At 68.3% G+C, this 18448-nt stretch carries 12 protein-coding genes; all 12 read left to right on the forward strand.

Annotated features, from left to right (window positions below; genetic code table 11):
• Positions 1-106: 106 nt before the first annotated feature.
• The 12 genes from NRY95_11890 (at position 107) to NRY95_11945 (ending at position 18444) form a co-directional block, all read left to right on the forward strand.
• Positions 107-2677 (forward strand): methyl-accepting chemotaxis protein, encoded by a 2571-nt coding sequence (locus NRY95_11890; protein ID UYC18573.1) that lies wholly within the window; start codon positions 107-109, stop codon positions 2675-2677.
• 274 nt (positions 2678-2951) lie between these two features.
• A complete protein-coding gene (locus NRY95_11895; protein ID UYC14457.1) occupies positions 2952-5657 on the forward strand; it encodes a Cache 3/Cache 2 fusion domain-containing protein in 2706 nt (901 codons plus the stop codon).
• A gap of 58 nt (positions 5658-5715) precedes the next feature.
• Complete coding sequence (locus NRY95_11900) at positions 5716-6498, forward strand: flagellar brake protein (GenBank protein ID UYC14458.1); 783 nt, start codon at positions 5716-5718, stop codon at positions 6496-6498.
• A gap of 193 nt (positions 6499-6691) precedes the next feature.
• Positions 6692-7183 carry a chemotaxis protein CheW gene (locus tag NRY95_11905; protein ID UYC14459.1) on the forward strand — a complete coding sequence of 164 codons (492 nt, stop codon included), beginning with the start codon at positions 6692-6694 and terminating at the stop codon, positions 7181-7183.
• Between the two features lie 188 nt (positions 7184-7371).
• A complete protein-coding gene (locus NRY95_11910) occupies positions 7372-7752 on the forward strand; it encodes a hypothetical protein (GenBank protein ID UYC14460.1) in 381 nt (126 codons plus the stop codon).
• 102 nt (positions 7753-7854) lie between these two features.
• Positions 7855-10236: a methyl-accepting chemotaxis protein gene (locus NRY95_11915; protein ID UYC18574.1), complete on the forward strand. Its 2382-nt coding sequence runs from the start codon at positions 7855-7857 to the stop codon at positions 10234-10236.
• A 183-nt stretch (positions 10237-10419) separates the two neighbouring features.
• Positions 10420-12609 carry a methyl-accepting chemotaxis protein gene (locus tag NRY95_11920; GenBank protein ID UYC14461.1) on the forward strand — a complete coding sequence of 730 codons (2190 nt, stop codon included), beginning with the start codon at positions 10420-10422 and terminating at the stop codon, positions 12607-12609.
• Between the two features lie 281 nt (positions 12610-12890).
• On the forward strand, positions 12891-15077 hold the full coding sequence (locus NRY95_11925) for a methyl-accepting chemotaxis protein (protein UYC14462.1): 2187 nt from the start codon (positions 12891-12893) through the stop codon (positions 15075-15077).
• Between the two features lie 221 nt (positions 15078-15298).
• On the forward strand, positions 15299-15817 hold the full coding sequence (locus NRY95_11930; GenBank protein UYC14463.1) for an MCP four helix bundle domain-containing protein: 519 nt from the start codon (positions 15299-15301) through the stop codon (positions 15815-15817).
• 88 nt (positions 15818-15905) lie between these two features.
• Positions 15906-16772 (forward strand): chemotaxis protein CheR, encoded by an 867-nt coding sequence (locus tag NRY95_11935; protein UYC14464.1) that lies wholly within the window; start codon positions 15906-15908, stop codon positions 16770-16772.
• Complete coding sequence (gene cheD / locus NRY95_11940) at positions 16769-17371, forward strand: chemoreceptor glutamine deamidase CheD (protein ID UYC14465.1); 603 nt, start codon at positions 16769-16771, stop codon at positions 17369-17371. Before NRY95_11935 ends, cheD begins: the two co-directional genes overlap by 4 nt.
• Positions 17368-18444, forward strand: a complete 1077-nt coding sequence (locus NRY95_11945) for a chemotaxis response regulator protein-glutamate methylesterase (GenBank protein UYC14466.1) — start codon at positions 17368-17370, stop codon at positions 18442-18444. The genes cheD and NRY95_11945 overlap by 4 nt, the downstream gene beginning before the upstream one ends.
• The last annotated feature ends 4 nt before the right edge of the window (positions 18445-18448 follow it).

The following is an 18448-nucleotide window of genomic DNA, read 5'->3' on the forward strand; positions in this document are numbered from 1 at the left end:
CTGCATCCCTGCCGGCGGTTGCTCCGTATGGGCAGGCAGGCGATGTCGCGCCGCTGCAATCGCGCACCGCCTGACCCGTTGCCCCGACGACGTTCAGAGACTTTCCATGCCATTGTCCATCCAGGCCGCTGCCGGCCACCCCCACTCCTCCATCGGGCCGCAGCGAGCGCTGCGCGCCTGGCACGATCTGGCCATCGCCAGGAAACTGAGCATCATCGGCATCCTTGCCCTGGTCGGGCTGCTGATCCCGGTCCTGCTCTACAGCGGCAAGCTCAACGAAAGCGTCGGCATCAGCCGCAACGAACTGCGCAGCTATACACCGCTGCGCGAGATGCTGGCGCTGCTCGGCGCGCTGCAGGCAGAACGCGTCGAAACCGGCCCCGCCGCGGACGCCGCGGCACGGCGCGCAGACAGCTCCCTGGCCAACCTGCAGCGCAGCGTGTCCGCGCTGCCCGGCTTCGAACGCAGCGCCAAGGCCCTGGCGCACTTGCACCAGGCCCTGGCGGACGGACGCGTCGACAGCGCCGTGGTCGCCGACCGGGCCGCCACCGCCCTGGACGCGCTGCGCGACGACAGCCAGCTGGTCTACACCCCCTATGTGGAGAGTTATCACCTGGTGGTGGCCAGCCTGATCTACGGACCCGACACGAGCGAGGCGCTGACACGCCTGGATGCGGCTGCCGATCCGTCCCAGGCCGGCGCGCAGGCGCCGGTGCTGCGCGAGCAGATCGGACAGATCGCGCGCGACCATGCACGGTTGCGCCATGAACTGGAAAAGGCGGTCGGCCTGCTCGAACGACCCGATCCGCGGCTGGCCGCCGCAGTCGCGACCGAAGCCGGCCGGGCCGACCAGGCACTGGCGCAACTGTCCAGCGCACTGGACAGCGGCACGCTGGACGCCGACCGGCGCTGGAACCGCGCACTCGACGACTGGGGCCATGCGCTGCAATCGCTGAGCGCGGTGTCGCTGCAGGCCTTGCAGGGCCAATCGGCCCGGCACCTGGCGGACGCACGCAGCGCGATGTGGCGGCCGATCGCCGGTCTGAGCCTGCTGACGCTGCTGATCGTGGCCTTGTGCGTGTATACCCTGTCGACGCTGACCCGCAACGTGCGCCGCGCCGCGAGCGTGGCCGCGCAGATCGCGCAGGGCAAGCTGGACACGGCGATCGCGGTTTCCAGCCATGACGAAAGCGGCCAGCTGCTCGGCAACATGCAGCAGATGCAACAGCAACTGCAGCAGGTGCTGGCCGCACAGGTGGAGATGGCGCAACGCCACGACGCCGGCCAGATCAGCTACCGCATGGACGAAGCCGCCTTCCCCGGCGACTACGGGCGCATGGTCCGCGACAGCAATGCGCTGGTCGCCGCGCACATCGCGGTGAAGATGCGCCTGGCGCAGATGATGGGCCGCTACGCGATCGGCGACCTCAGCGAAGACCTGGAACCCCTGCCGGGCGAGAAGGCGGTGCTGAACGAGATCATGGACACGGTCAAGCAGAACCTGACCGCGATGAACCGCGAGATCGGCCAGCTCGCCTCCGCCGCCGCGGCCGGCGACTTCAGCGTGCGCGGCGATGCCGAGCGCTTCCAGTACGACTTCCGCGCCATGGTCGACAATCTCAACCAGCTGATGGCCACCGCCGACGGCAACCTGCAATCCCTGTCCGCGCTGCTGCAGTCCATTGCCGCCGGCGACCTGACCGCGCGCATGCACGGCCAATTCCAGGGCGTGTTCGCCGCCATGCGCGACGACGCCAACGCCACCGCCGAGCAACTGGCTACGATCGTCAGCCGCATCCAGACCGCGGCGTCGAGCATCAACAGCGCCGCCTCGGAAATCGCCACCGGCAACGACGATCTGTCGCGGCGCACCGAACAGCAGGCCGCCAGTCTCGAGGAAACCGCGGCCTCGATGGAAGAGCTGACCTCCACGGTCAAGCAGAACGCCGAGCACGCCCGCCAGGCCAACCAGCTCGCGGTAGGCGCCGCCGCGGTCGCCGCGCAGGGCGGCGCCGTGATCGGCCAGGTGGTGACCACGATGAGCGGCATCGAGACCTCGTCGAAGAAGATCGCCGACATCATCAGCGTCATCGACGGCATCGCCTTCCAGACCAACATCCTGGCGCTCAATGCCGCGGTGGAAGCGGCGCGCGCCGGCGAGCAGGGTCGCGGCTTCGCCGTCGTCGCCTCGGAAGTCCGCGCCCTCGCCCAGCGTTCCGCGGGCGCAGCCAAGGCGATCAAGCATCTGATCGACGACTCGGTGAGCCGCGTCGCCACAGGCTCGGCGCTGGTCGATCAGGCCGGCCAGACCATGCAGGAAATCGTGTCTTCGGTGCAGCGCGTCACCGGCATCATGGGCGAGATCTCCGCCGCCTCGCAGGAACAGTCCGCCGGCATCGAACAGGTCAACCAGACGGTGACCCAGATGGACGAAGCCACCCAGCAGAACGCCGCGCTGGTGGAAGAAGCCACCGCCGCCGCACGCGCGATGGAAGACCAGGCCGGGCAACTGGCCAACGCGGTCGCGGCCTTCAGGCTGTCCGACACCGCAGCGGCGTCCGCCATTTCCGCGCATGCGGTGGCACCGCGTCGCGTCGCGATCAAACCCGCAGCATCGCACGCGGCACGCAGCACGCTGGCCGTCGTGACGACGGGCACGACATTGCGCGAGTTCTGAGCCGGCGCGGCGGCCAAGCCCATGCATTGACCCACTACGGCCGCGAACGCGCATATTGCATGCCATCGCAGTGCGCGCGTACTCCTCGTGCGGCGGTGCACCAATCCGCCTACAAATGTCTTCCTAAATGTCTTTTGGCGCGTCCCGGGACATACACACTCACACCACGAAGGAGTCACAAAACACCAATCAAGCAATCAATTCTCCGTGGATGACGCCGATACGACTTCACGCGCCGCTCACACGAGCGTACCAAGGCCCTATAGGCATCGTCATGAAAAAATTCAGCCATCTGTCGGTCGGCACCAAGCTGTCGGCCCTGCTCACCATCCCTGTCAGCGCCGCGCTGGTGTTGCTGGCCACCCTGATCTATCGCCAATCCGACGCCAGCCATGAAGCCCAGGTCCTCAAGGAAATCGAGTCGGCCACCACGCTGATGAAGCAGTCGGTGGCGATGTACGACCGGGTGCTGAGCGAGGAAACCGATCGGATGGCGCAGATGTTCGCGACCATGTTGCCCGCCGGCGCGCCGCAGCTGGAGCCGGCCAAGACGGTGCAGATCGGCGACGTACAGACGCCGACACTGCGCCTCGGCCAGCATGTGCTGAATCTGGATTTCGCCTCGGTGGACCACTTCGCCGCGGCCAGCGGCGGCGTGGCGACCGTGTTCGCGCGCAATGGCGACGACCTGGTCCGGGTCGCGACCTCGCTGCACGACCAGTCCGGCGCGCGCGTGGTCGGCACCGTGCTGGACCATGCGCATCCCGCCTATGCGCTGCTGCTGCAGAACAAGCCCTACACCGGGCCGGCACATCTGTTCGGCAACGACTACATGACCCATTACCAGCCGCTGCACGACGCGCAGGGCAACCTGATCGGCGCGCTGTTCGTCGGCCGCAACTACACCCAGGGCCTGGCCGCGCTGCAGGAACGCCTGCGCAGCACGCGCATCGGCGAAGACGGCCACTTCATCGCCGTGGACATGCACCCGGCGCGGCGCGGGCAACTGCTCGCGCACCCGGTCTCCAAGGCCGCCAACGTGGAGGCGCTGGTGGTGGAAGCGGACAAGCCCTTGCTGCAGGCCTTGCTCGAGGGCAGGCAGGCCAGCGCCACGCTGCGGCTCAAGCGCGACGCGACCGCAGATGCGGCGGCCGAGCCGTTCCTGGTCACCGCGCAGGCCTACGCACCCTGGCAATGGGTCCTGCTCGGCGTGCAGCCGCGCAGCGCCATCGACGCGCCGCTGCACGGCTTGATGCAAAGTATCCTGGTCTTCTCCGCACTGATGCTGGTCGGCTGCGCCGTGCTGGTGTTGGTGCTGACGCGACGCATGGTGTCGCGGCCGCTGGCGGTGGTCGAGCAGGTGGTCGGCGACATCGCCGGCGGCCGCCTGGACAGCCATATCGAGGTCGGCGACGGCCATGACGACGTGAGCCGGCTGCTGCTCGGCATGCGCCGCATGCGCGACGACCTGCGCGAACGGCTGCGCACCGAACGCGTGGTGGCCGCGGAGAACCTGCGCGTGCGCACCGCGCTGGACGATGTCAGCACCAACGTGATGATCGCCGATGCCGATCGCCGCATCGTCTACGTCAACCGCCCGCTGCTGCAGATGCTCGGCGACGTGCAGGAAGACCTGCGCCGGGACCTGCCGCAGTTCGACGCGCAGAACCTGATCGGCAACACGATCGACGTGTTCCATCGCCACCCCGAGCACCAGGCGCGCCTGCTGGCCGAGCTGACCACCACCTACCGCGCGCAGATCCGCGTCGGCGGCCACACCATGCGCCTGATCGTCAATCCGGTGATCGACGGCGACGGCAACCGCCTTGGCTTCGTCGTCGAATGGGCCGACCGCACCGACGAGGTGAGCGTGGAAGAGGAAATCGCCGGCATCGTGCGTGGCGCAGTCGCCGGCGACCTGGGCGGACGCGTGCGCCTGGACAACAAGCAAGGCTTTCTGTTGCAACTGGCCGAACAGATCAATGCCTTGCTCGAAGCCAGCGCCTCGGGCCTGGGGCATATCCAGCACATGCTTCAGGCCCTGTCCGCAGGCGACCTGTCCACCCGCATCGACGCCGACCTGCAGGGCGTCTATGCCGACATGAAGGACCATGCCAACACCACCGCCGAGCAGTTGGCGACGATCGTGCGCCAGATCCAGGGCGCCTCGGATGCGATCAATACCGCCGCCAGCGAGATCGCCGCCGGCAACGACGACCTGTCGCGCCGCACCGAACAGCAGGCCGCCAGCCTTGAGGAAACCGCGGCCTCGATGGAAGAGTTGACCTCCACCGTGAAGCAGAACGCCGAACACGCCCGCCAGGCCAACCAGCTCGCGGTCGGCGCCGCCGCGGTCGCCTCGCAGGGCGGCGCGGTGGTCGGCCAGGTGGTGACCACGATGAGCGGCATCGAGACCTCGTCGAAGAAGATCGCCGACATCATCTCGGTCATCGACGGCATCGCCTTCCAGACCAACATCCTGGCGCTCAATGCCGCGGTGGAAGCCGCACGCGCCGGCGAACAGGGCCGCGGTTTCGCCGTGGTCGCCAGCGAGGTGCGGACGCTGGCCCAACGCTCGGCCGGCGCGGCCAAGGAGATCAAGGGCCTGATCGACGATTCGGTCGCGCGCGTCACCGCAGGCTCAGCCCTGGTCGACCGCGCCGGCCAGACCATGCAGGAGATCGTGTCCTCGGTGCAGCGCGTCACCGACATCATGGGCGAGATCTCCTCCGCCTCGCAGGAGCAGTCCGCCGGCATCGAGCAGGTCAACCAGACCGTCACCCAGATGGACGAGGCCACCCAGCAGAACGCTGCCCTGGTCGAGGAAGCCACCGCCAGCGCGCGTTCGATGGAAAGCCAGGCCGGCGAGCTGGCGCGGGCAGTCGCCTCGTTCACCCTGGACCAGCACGCGCCGGCCGCGGCAGGGAGCAAGGTCGCCGCCTTGCATCCAGGCTACAAAAAAGCCAGACACGGCCGATAGGATCGTGGGACGGGTGGAATACGCCGCCCCGCCCCAACCACCCTCCTATTGTCCACACATGGCCGAAGGCATTCCCAGCGACTCCCACGAACCGTCCGCGCACGAGGCGACGGAACAGGACGACCGCTTCCTGCTGACCAACCCGCGCCAGATCCGGCAGCTGCTGCAGTCGCTGATCAACCAACGCTCGCAGGTCAGCGCGCATCTGGGCGGCCGCGACCAGTCGTTCTCGACCGCGCTGCTGGAACTGGACGAGGACAGCCTGCTGCTGGACCTGAGCGTCAACGAGGCCTGCAACCGCTCTGCCGAGCAGGCCGACTACCTGTTGTGCTTCGCACAGCTGGACAAGGTGCGCCTGCGCTTCCGCATCGCCGACCTGGAACGGGTCGAGAACGACGGCGTTCCCGGTTTCCGTGCCCCGCTGCCCGATTCGCTGTACTACCTGCAGCGCCGCGAGCACTTCCGGTTGGAAACGCCGATCACCGAATCGCCGATGTGCATGCTGCGGCTGGACGACGCCAGCCCGCCCACCGAACTGGTGCTGCGCGTCATCGACATCAGCGGCGGCGGCCTGGCGGTGGCGCTGGTCCCCGGCCAGCCGCTGCCGGAGCAGCGCCAGAGCTATCCGCACTGCGTGCTGCAGCTACCCGATGCCGACGCCATCAAGCTGACCCTGCAGGTCTGCAACATGTATCCGCACAAGCTGGCCAACGGCCAGGACACGCTGCGGGTGGGGCTGCGCTTCGCCGAGCTGCCGCGCGGCGCCGACGCGGCGATCCAGCGCTACATCTTCCGCATCGAGCGCCAGCGCAGCGCGCGCAAGAGCGGCGTGCTGTCCTGAAGAGCGCCCCGACCGCACACGGCAAACCCGGTGGGAGCGGCTCCAGGCCATGTCGCCCGCATCGCATGCACCAGGCCGGCCGGACGCTTGCAGGCCCGCTAAAGTTCTGCCCCACCACGCCGATCTAGTCCATGAGCCAAGCTTCCCCATTCCCGCCATCCCTCCGCAATCCCGTGCGCACCAGGAGCACACGATGAACGACAAGAACACCTCTGCCTCCGGTGCCACCGGCGGCGAATTCCTCAGCTTCACCCTCGGCGAAGAGCATTACGGCGTCGATATCCTGAAAGTGCAGGAAATCCGTGGCTACGACTCGGTCACCCGGGTTCCGGACGCCCCGGAGTACATCAAGGGCGTGATCAACCTGCGCGGCACCATCGTGCCGGTGATCGACCTGCGCCTGAAGCTGCGCCTGAAGGAAGCGCGCTACGACGCCTTCACGGTGATGATCGTGCTCAACGTCGAGGACCGCGTGGTCGGCATCGTCGTGGACAGCGTCTCCGACGTGATCCCGTTGAACGAGGACCAGATCCGGCCGACGCCCGAATTCGGTGCCGCGGTGGACACCCGCTTCATCTCCGGCATCGGCACCCAGGACGACAAGATGCTGATCCTGCTGGACATCGAGACCCTGCTCGACAGCGCCGACCTGAGCCAGCACGCGCACGTCGACGAAGCCGCCTGAGCCGCTCGCGCCGCGGTTGCGCACGCAATTCCCGACCCGCCGTCCATTGGCGGGTTTTTTCTTTCGGAAATGCGAACTGTTTATCACTTGCGCCGGTCAAGTTCGTCGTGACCACGCCGATAGCTGATAGGTGGCCCGATCCAGCACCTGGGCCGACCCATTCGCCCACCCCTGAAGGAGTTCCCCCCATGAAGCCGAGCTTTCCCCTGTTGCTGGTCCTGCTGCTTGCCGCCAGCCCGAGCGCCTTCGCCCAGTCGCAGCAGATGATCCCGCCGGAGATGGCGGCCCGCTTCGTCGGCAAGGACGGCATGGTCTGCGGCAAGGTCGAGAAGGCCAAGTACGCGCAGAACTCCGAAGGCGAGCCGACCTTCCTGTACATGGGCGGCATGTTCCCGCGCCACACCTTCTCCGCGCGCATCGCCGGCGCCGACCGCGGCAAGTTCGGCTTCGCGCCGGAAACCCTGGAAGGCAAGGACGTGTGCGTGATCGGCAAGATCGAACGCGACAGCTCGCGCGCCGAGATCCAGGTCAGCGCGCCGTCCAGCCTGAAGCTGGCCACGATCAAGTAAGACGGAGCGTCGCCACGCCGGAGCCCTCGCGCTTCCGGCATGGCGGCGCTTTTGTTTTTTGGGTGCTTCGTCGCCGTCGTCGAACCTAGGGGAAATGCGTTCATGCAGTGGATAAAGAATCTAAAGCTGATGCCGAAGCTGATGCTGGCGTTCGGTCTCGTGCTCGCCATCATGCTGGTGCAGGGGCTGGTCGCCTACAACGGCCTGCGTTCGATCAACAAGGTGGCCGACAATGCCTCCAACCAGGTGGTGCCCAGCGTGCGCACCGGCGGCGAGATGCGCGGCATCCTCGGCGAATACCGTAGCGCGGCCTACCAGAGCCTGATCCGCAGCAGCGATGCGATCAAGAAGGAAGCGGAAACGCGCAAGGTCGCGCTGAAGAAGCGCATGGACGAAATCATCGCCAAGTATCCGCCGCTGATCGGCACCCCGCAGGAACGGGCGATCTACGAGCGCACCGCGGCCGATTGGAAAAAGGTGGTCGCTTCCTACCAGTCGGTTGACGAGATGCTGCAGCTGGAGCTGCACGACGATGCGATCGACACCTTCACCGGCGAAACCCGCACCCTGCACAACAAGGTCGTGGCCGACGTGATCGAGCTGATCGCCGAGAACAATCGCCAGGCGCAGGCCGCAGCGGATGCCGCCAACAGCACCTACGGCAAGGCCTCGGCGACCTTGCTGGTCTGCCTGCTGATCGGTGTCGCCGGCGCGCTGGGCCTGGCCTGGCTGTTCGGGCGCGTGCTGGCCAGCAACGTGCGCGGCGCGGTCAAGATCGCCAACGAAGTCGCCGCCGGCAAGCTCGACGGGCACATCGACGCCAGCGGCAGGGACGAGATCGGCGAACTGATGCAGGCGCTCAAGCGCATGCAGCAGGATCTGCGCGAGCGCACCGAGCGCGACGCGGCGGTGGCGTCCGAGAACCTGCGCATCCGCACCGCGCTGGACAACTCCTCCACCGGCATGTTCATCGCCGACCTGGACTACACCATCGTCTACGCGAACCCGTCGATGCAGGGCATCGTCGACAAGTACGCCGACCAGATCCACAAGGTCGCCCCGGCGTTCGACTCGAGCATGCCGCTGGTCGGCTCCTCGCTGTCGGTGCTGGAATACGGCAATCAGATCGACACCCGCACCGTGGCCGCGATCGAGAAGCAGGGCGTGGCCGAACGCGAGATGGCCTACGGCCATGCCCGCATCGCCCAGATCGTCTCCAGCATCCGCGACGCGCACGGCAGCCATGTCGGCTTCGTCTGCGAATCACGCGACCGCACCGTCGAGGCCCAGGTCGAAGAGGAAGTGGCCAAGATCGTGCAGGCCGCCGCCGCCGGCGACCTGTCCAGGCGCGTGGTCACCGACGGCAAGCAGGGCTTCTTCCTGCAGCTGGCGCAGCAGCTCAACGGCCTGCTGCAGGCCAACGGCGACAGCATCGGCGAAGTCTCCAAGCTGCTGACCGCGTTGTCGCAGGGCGACCTCACCGCGCGCATGCACGGCGAGTTCCACGGCGTGTTCGCGACCATGCGCGACGACGCCAATGCCACCGCCGAGCAGCTCGCCGCCATCGTCGGCCGCATCCAGACCGCCGCGGCCAGCATCAACGCCGCGGCCGGCGAGATCGCCGCCGGCAACGACGACCTGTCGCGCCGCACCGAGCAGCAGGCGGCGAACCTGGAAGAAACCGCCGCCTCGATGGAAGAACTGACCTCCACGGTCAAGCAGAACGCCGAGCATGCGCGCCAGGCCAACCAGCTCGCGGTCGGTGCGGCTGCAGTCGCCTCGCAAGGTGGCGACGTGGTCGGCCAGGTGGTGACCACCATGAGCGGCATCGAGACCTCCTCGAAGAAGATCGCCGACATCATCTCGGTCATCGACGGCATCGCCTTCCAGACCAACATCCTGGCGCTCAACGCCGCGGTGGAAGCCGCGCGCGCCGGCGAACAGGGCCGCGGCTTCGCCGTGGTCGCCTCGGAAGTGCGTACCCTCGCCCAGCGCTCGGCCAATGCGGCCAAGGAGATCAAGGGCCTGATCGACGCCTCGGTCGGCCAGGTCGCCAACGGCTCGGCGCTGGTGCGCCAGGCCGGCCAGACCATGACCGAGATCGTGTCCTCGGTGCAGCGCGTTACCGACATCATGAGCGAGATCGCGGCCGCGTCGCAGGAGCAGTCGTCCGGTATCGAGCAGGTCAACCAGACCGTCACCCAGATGGACGAGACCACCCAGCAGAACGCCGCGCTGGTGGAAGAAGCCACCGCTGCCGCACGCTCGATGGAAGAACAGGCCGGGCAGCTGACCGAAGCGGTCTCGATCTTCCGCGTGGAACAGCCGCCGGCCAGCGCGCCGGTGCCGCGCCAGGCGCAGGTGCACTCGATCCGCACGGTGGCGAAGAAGCCGGCCGCCGCAGCGGCGAGCAAGCCGGCGCTGGCCACCCGCAGCAAGAAGTCCGTACCGGCCCTGGCCGACTCGGACTGGCAGGAGTTCTGAGCCGCCGGCAGTCGCCGCGTTCAGGCACTTCCCGATCCCCGGCCCCGCGCCGGGGATTTTTTTGCCGGACGCATCGCGCGATGCCGGCCGCGCCGCCCGGTCCGGGCCGGTGCGAGGTTTGTCTCAACTTTGTGACCGCTGCGCCGTTAAGACTTTCGAGTATCGCTCGAAGGCGTCCATCCAATGTCGTATCCGTCGCTCGTCGCACGCCTGTCGGATCTGCCGCTGCGTCGCAAGTTCGTCTGGCAAACCCTGCTGCTCGGCGGCGGCATCGTCCTGCTGGCGATCATTGCCGCGCGCATGCAGTACGTGGACATCCGCAACACCCGCGAGCAGGCGTTGAAGAGCCAGATCGAACTGGCGATCGGCGTGGTCCGGGCCTATGCGGCCAAGGTGGATGGCGGGCAGATGCCGCTGGCCGAGGCGCAGCGCACCGCGCTGGCCACGCTGGAATCGATGCGCGCCCGCGACGGCGTGGATTATTTCTACGTGCACGACATGCATCCGACCATGCTGATGCATCCGACCCGCCACGACCTGGTCGGCAAGGACCTCGGCAACGTACTCAGCGCCGACGGCAAGCCGATCTTCCTCCAGTTCGCCGCAGCGGCGGCGGCCGGCGGCGGCTATGTGGACTATCTGTGGCCCAAGCCCGGCAACGAGAAGCCGGTCGAGAAGGTGTCCTACAACGCGCCGTTCAAGCCCTGGAACTGGGTCATCGGCACCGGCGTGTACATGGACGACGTGCAGGCGCAGGCGCTGCTGTTCACCGCGGTGATGACCGTGGCCGGCGGCGTGCTGGTGCTGATCACCTTCGGCATCAACTGGCTGATCGGCAGCTCGGTGCTGGTGCCGGTGTCGCGCACGCTGCAGGCGATCCGCGCCGTCTCCCGCGGCGACCTCAGCGTACGCATCGACAATCCCGGACGCGACGAGACCGGGCAGATGCTGCGCGCCACCGGCGAGATGATCCAGATGCTGGAACGCTTCTCCAGCGAGACGGCGAAGATGGCGGTGCTGCACGCCGACAAGGACATGTCGCACCGCATGCCGCAGGACTTCCCCGGCGTGTACGGCGAGCTCAGCAAAAGCATCAACACGATGATGTTCGAGCACCTGGACGCCATCGTCGATGCGATCGCGGTGCTCAACGAATACGCCAACGGCGACCTGCGCCGCGATGCGCGGCGCCTGCCGGGCAGCCGCGCGGTGCTGCACGAATCGATGGACGCGGCCAAGGCCAGCCTGCTGGCGATCAATACCGAGATCAAGCGCCTGGCCGCCGCGGCCGCGGCCGGCGACTTCAGCGCACGCGGCGATGCGGCGCATTTCCAGCACGATTTCAGGTTGATGGTGGAAGGCCTCAACGCGATGATGGCGGTCAGCGACCGCAACCTGGGCCAGCTGTCCGCCCTGCTGCAGGCCATCGCCGCCGGCGACCTGAGTGCGCGCATGCACGGCCAGTTCCACGGTGTGTTCGCCACGATGCGCGACGACGCCAACACCACCGCCGATCGACTGGCCGACATCGTCGGCCGCATCCAGGACGCGGCGCAGAACATCACGACCGCCACCACCGAGATCGCCGCCGGCAACGACGACCTGTCGCGGCGTACCGAGCAGCAGGCCGCCAGCCTGGAGGAAACCGCCGCCTCGATGGAGGAACTGACATCCACGGTCAAGCAGAATGCCGACCACGCCCGCCAGGCCAACCAGTTGGCGGTGGGCGCCGCGGCGGTCGCCGCGCAGGGCGGCGAGGTGGTCGGCCAGGTGGTGAGCACCATGAGCGGCATCGAGACCTCCTCCAGGAAAATCGCCGACATCATCTCGGTCATCGACGGCATCGCCTTCCAGACCAATATCCTGGCCTTGAACGCCGCGGTGGAGGCGGCGCGTGCCGGCGAACAGGGCCGCGGCTTCGCCGTGGTCGCCAGCGAGGTGCGGACGCTGGCCCAGCGCTCGGCCGGCGCGGCCAAGGAGATCAAGCGCCTGATCGACGACTCGATCACTCGCGTCGCCGAAGGCTCGGCGCTGGTCGGCAAGGCCGGGCAGACCATGAGCGAGATCGTGTCCTCGGTGCAGCGCGTGACCGACATCATGGGCGAGATCTCCGCCGCCTCGCAGGAGCAGTCCGCCGGCATCGAACAGGTCAACCAGACCGTGACCCAGATGGACCAGGCCACCCAGCAGAACGCCGTCCTGGTCGAGGAAGCCGGCGCATCGGCACGGGCGCTGGAACAACAGGCCGTGCAGCTGAGCGCAGCGGTGGCGGCGTTCACGCTCGACGCGGGGTCCCATGCTGCGCTGCCGCCGCGGATCGCGCCGCGCCCCGGCGGCGCAAGCGCGGCCCGTCCCAGCTCGGTCCAGGCATGACGCATCGGGTTGCGATCGGCCGGCCGATTCACGTTCCGCGCGGCGTTGCCGATCGCCCGGTCCAGTGCCGGTGCCGCCAACCAGCCGCCCCGCGCAGACCGGCCGCGCATGCCGATGCCCGCGCTGCGCGGCGGACTCTCCTCTACCAGGCCTCGGCGGCGATGCCGGGACTTTCGCCCGCCAATTTCGAACTACCGCACATATCGCGCACCGGGCCCTCAAGAAACCCGGCGCGCGCGCGCTATCAATGTGCCCCCCTCCCCCCCCCCCCCCAGGATCCAATGAACTTCATTCACTCGCTCAGCGTCGGGCGACGCCTCGCATTCGCCTTTGCCGCGCTCATCGCCTTGCTGCTGTGCTCCATCGCTCTGGCGCTCTACCAGTTCAGTACCGTGAAGCAACAGGTTTCGATCATCATCGAGATCAACAACCGCAAGGCCGCGCTGCTCAACCAGATGCGCGAAAGAAACATGCTCGGCGAGCGCTACATTCGCGACTTCATGCTGGCCAGCGCGCAGCAGCAACCTGAGATCGACCGACTGCTGCAGAGCAATCGCGCCCATTACGCCAGGCTCTGGGCGGAACTGCAGACGCTGCCGGCCACCGCCGCCGGCATGGCCGCCCGTCGGGAGATCAGGGAGAGCCTCGACGCGGCGCGCGCCGCCAACAGCCGCGTACTCGACCTGTCCCGCGCCGGGGACCTGGAAGGCGCCAAGCAACTGCTGCGCGGCGCGGCGCAACCCCTGATCGACCGACGCTCGCATGCAATCGCGGCAGCGGTGGAACTGCAGAACCGGCAGAACGCGAACGGCGCGGCGACCATCCTCGCCGAGGTGGCGTTGGCCAACCGTGCGCTGCTTGGCTTCGGCCTGCTGTCGGCCAGCCTGGCGGTCCTGCTGGCGTGGCTGATCGCGCGCAGCCTGGTGCGGCCGCTGCGCCAGGCCACCCAGGTTGCCGAAGCCATCGCCCAGGGCGAACTGGACAACCGCATCGGCCCCCAGCCCGCGGACGAGCCAGGGCAGTTGCTGAACAGCATGCGTCACATGCAGCAGCAGCTGAAGGCGGTATTGGCCGCGCAACTGGAAATGGCGCAACGCCACGACGCCGGCCAGATCAGCCACCGCATGGACGAGCGCGCCTTCCCCGGCGACTACGGGCGCATGGTCCGCGACAGCAATGCGCTGGCCGCCTCGCATATCGCGGTCACCCAGCGCCTGGCGCAGATCATGGGCCGCTACGCGATCGGCGACCTCAGTGAGGAGATGGACCGTCTGCCCGGCGAGAAGGCGCTGCTGACCGAGACCATGGACACGGTCAAGCACAACCTGAGCGCGATGAATCGCGAGATCAACCAGCTCGCCAGTGCCGCCGCGGCCGGAGATTTCAGCGCGCGCGGCGAGGCGCAGCGCTTCCAGTACGAGTTCCGCGCCATGGTCGACAGCCTCAACCAGCTGATGGCCACCGCCGACGGCAACCTGGACGCGCTGTCCACGCTGCTGCAGGCCATCGCCGCCGGCGACCTGAGCGCGCGCATGCACGGCCAGTTCCAGGGCGTGTTCGCCACGATGCGCGACGACGCCAATGCCACCGCCGAGCAACTGGCCGGCATCGTCGGCCGCATCCAGACCGCCGCGCTCAGCATCAACGCCGCCGCCACCGAGATCGCCGCCGGCAACGACGACCTGTCGCGGCGTACCGAACAGCAGGCTGCCAGCCTGGAGGAAACCGCCGCCTCGATGGAGGAACTGACCTCCACCGTGCGCCAGAACGCCGAACACGCCCGCCAGGCCAACCAGCTCGCGCTGGGTGCGGCCACGGTCGCCTCGCAGGGCGGCGCGGTGGTCGGCCAGGTGGTGAGCACCATGAGCGGCATCGAGACCTCCTCCAGGAAAATCGCCGACATCATCTCGGTCATTGACGGCATCGCCTTCCAGACCAATATCCTGGCCTTGAATGCCGCGGTGGAAGCGGCGCGTGCCGGCGAGCAAGGCCGCGGCTTCGCCGTGGTCGCCTCGGAAGTGCGTACCCTGGCCCAGCGCTCGGCCGGCGCGGCCAAGGAGATCAAGGGCCTGATCGACGACTCGGTCGAGCAGGTCGGCAACGGCTCGGCGCTGGTGCGCCAGGCCGGCCAGACCATGCACGAGATCGTGTCCTCGGTGCAGCGCGTCACCGACATCATGGGCGAGATCTCCGCCGCCTCGCAGGAGCAGTCCGCCGGCATCGAGCAGGTCAACCACACCGTCACCCAGATGGACCAGGCCACCCAGCAGAACGCCGCCCTGGTCGAGGAGGCCACTGCCGCGGCACGCGCGATGGAGGAACAGGCCGGCCAGCTCAGCGCCGCGGTGGCGGTGTTCAAGCTGCAGGCGGGCAACGCCGCGGACGCGCCCGCGGCCGCGCCGTCGCGCCCTGGGGCAAGCAGGCCGGCGCCCCGCCAGGCGGTCACCAGACAGGAGGCGGTGAGCTAAGCGGCCCGGGCGCAGTTCCGCGCGCGTCGCCGCGTTCAGTCCCGCAATCCGGCGCGCATCCCATTTGCGCCGGAACTGGACGCAGGCGATCTCAAGCGGCTGGCGTCACAGTCGCTATCCCGTTGACGCCATGTGAATGCAGCCAGCCATGGCCGCTTCGGGAGCATGAGATCCCGCGCCATCACGATCAGGGATCGTCCCTGCCCGCCTCGCTGCTGTGCGTGCTCGGCTACGCCATGCTGATCGGGGTGGCGCAGCGGAGCATCCGCAGCCTCGACGACTCGCGCGCCCGCCCGCTGCGGCTACAGACCCGGCAGGCACCCTCGGCCATGGCCTTGTGCCAGCTGCGCGCGCAGCTGGCGCAATTGCGCCTGGACCAGCTGTCGCTGATCGCCGCGACCGGCAATCCGGCGCAGGTGGCCCACTACGACCGGCGCATCCAGCAATCGCTGCGGGGCGCCCACACGCAGGTGGCGCTGTACATCGCCACCAGGCCGAGTGGCGCAGAACGCCGCCGCTTCGCCGGCGTCCAGGCCGAACTGGACGCCTACCTGTCGCTGCACCGCCAGATCAGCGCCGCGGTGCGTGCCGGCGATCGCGAGCGTGCCGGCGAACTGTCCACGCACCAGGCACTGCCGCCGCACCGCGCCCTGTTCCCCGACCTGGAGGCGCTGAACCGTCTCGACGCTCGCCAAGCGCTGCACGCCGACGCCGACGCGCCGGCCTACGCCACGCGCTAATCCAGCCGCAGCCATCGGCTCCTGCTTCCGGCGTCAACTTCATCCGCTGCCGGCCGATAACCCGATGGACCGATCACCGCTGCGAGCCATGGCCACTCCAACGTCTTCCCTGCCCCAACCCGGTTCCGACAATCGCGACTTCGAATTCAGCGATCGCGATTTCAAGCGGGTCTGCGACCTGATCTACCAGAAGGCCGGCATCGCCCTGGCCCCGGCCAAGCGCGACATGGTCTACGGCCGCCTGTCGCGGCGCCTGCGCACGCTGGGCCTGCGCTCGTTCCGCGACTACCTGGACTGGCTGGAGCGCGACGGCGGCGACGAGTGGGAGGCGTTCACCAATGCGCTGACCACCAACCTGACCTCGTTCTTCCGCGAGCCGCACCACTTCGAGCGCCTGCGCGAGGAGCTGCACAAGCACGCCGCCTCGGCGCCGGTGAAGATCTGGTCGTGCGCCGCCTCCACCGGCGAGGAGCCGTATTCGCTGGCGATCACCGCCTGCGAGGCGTTCGGCACGCTGACCCCGCCGGTGCGGATCCTGGCCACCGACGTGGACACCCAGGTGCTGGCGACCGCCTCGCGCGGCGTGTACGCGGTCGATCGCATCTCCAGCCTGGACCCGGCGCTCAAGCGCAAGTACTTCCAGCGCGGCAGCGGCGCCAACGAAGGCCAGTGCCGGGTGGTGCCAGCGCTGCGCGAACTGCTCGAGTTCCGCCAGTTGAACCTGCTGGAGCCGCGCTACGACGTCAGCGGCCCGTACCTGGCGCTGTTCTGCCGCAACGTGATGATTTATTTCGACAAGCCCACCCAACGTGGCATCCTGTCACGGCTGATCCCGCATCTGGACGACGAAGGCATGCTCTACACCGGCCATTCGGAAAACTACCTGCATGCGGCCGACCTGATCCAGCCCTGCGGCCGCACGCTGTACCGCCGCGCCGCCAAGGCACGCGCATGAGAGCCGCCACGATGGTCGCGGATCAGGTGATGCGCTACCACGACACCCGCTTCCAGACCATGGCGGCCAAGCTGTTGCCGACCCAGTATCTGGTGGTGGACGACGACACCGCGCTGACCACCATCCTCGGTTCCTGCGTGGCCGCCTGCATCCGCGACCCGCTGCTGAAGATCGGCGGCATGAACCATTTCATGCTGCCCGACGGCCAGGCCGGCGACGGCGCACCGGCGCGCTACGGCAGCTATGCGATGGAAGTGCTGATCAACGACCTGCTCAAGCGCGGCGCCAACCGCAGCCGCCTGGAGGCCAAGGTGTTCGGCGGCGGCAACGTGCTCAAGGGCTTCACCAACAACCCGGTCGGCACCCGCAACGCCGAGTTCGTGCTGAACTATCTGAAAGCCGAGCAGATTCCGGTGGTGGCCGAGGACCTGCGCGGCATCCATCCGCGCAAGATCTGGTTCTTCCCCACCACCGGCCGCGTGGTCGTGCAGCGCCTGCCGCATGCGCACGAAGAAGCCGAAGTCGCCGCCGCCGAATCGGCGGTGCGTGCCCGCCTCGCCAAAGCGCCGGTCACCGGGGCCGTGGAGTTGTTCGAATGACGTCAGAACCCCCCTGCCGCGTGCTGATCGTCGACGACTCCGCAGTCGTGCGGCAGATGCTGACCGAGATCCTGTCGCGCGCGCCCGGCATCGAGGTGGTCGGCTCGGCCGCCGATCCGATCCTGGCCCGCGAGAAGATCAAGCGGCTCAATCCGGACGTGATCACCCTGGACGTGGAAATGCCGCGCATGGACGGCCTGGCGTTCCTGGAAAACCTGATGCGGCTGCGGCCCACGCCGGTGGTGATGATCTCCTCGCTGACCGAACGCGGTGCCGACACCACGCTGCAGGCGCTGGCGCTGGGCGCGGTCGATTTCATCTCCAAGCCCAAGCTCGACGTGGCGCGCGGCCTGGAGGAATACGCCGAGGAAATCATCGGCAAGGTCAAGGCCGCGGCCAAGGCCAAGGTCCGCGCGCTCGACCGCCCGGCCGCGCCGCGGCCCGCCGGCAACGCCGTGGCCACGCCCAGTGCCGTGTCCACGCTGAAATTCCGCACCACCGACCGGCTGATCGCGATCGGCGCGTCCGCCGGCGGCACCGAGGCGCTGCGCGTGGTCCTGGAAGGCATGCCGGCCGACGCGCCGGCGGTGGTGATGACCCAGCACCTGCCGGCCGGCTTCAGCACCGCCTTCGCCGACCGCCTCAACCGGCACTCGGCGATGGCGGTGCGCGAGGCCAGCGAGGGCGAAGCGATCCTGCCCGGCCACGCCTACCTGCCGCCCGGCGGCAAGCACCTGCAGGTGGTCCGCGACGGCGCGCGCTGGCGCTGCAAGATCGACGACGGCCCCCCGGTCAACCGGCACAAGCCGGCGGTGGACGTGCTGTTCCAGTCGGTGGCGCGCAACGCCGGCGCCAACGCGATCGGCGCGGTACTGACCGGCATGGGCGACGACGGCGCGCGCGGCCTGCTGGAAATGCTGCAGGCCGGCGCCAGCACCCTGGTCCAGGACGAAGCCACCAGCGTGGTCTGGGGCATGCCAGGCACCGCGTTCCGGCTCGGCGCGGCACAGGAGGTGTTGCCGCTGGACCGGATCGCCGAACGCCTGATCGCCTTGTCCAACCAGGCCCGCTGATTCC

The sequence above is a fragment of the Xanthomonas campestris pv. phormiicola genome (genome assembly GCA_025666215.1).
GTDB lineage: Bacteria > Pseudomonadota > Gammaproteobacteria > Xanthomonadales > Xanthomonadaceae > Xanthomonas_A > Xanthomonas_A campestris_A.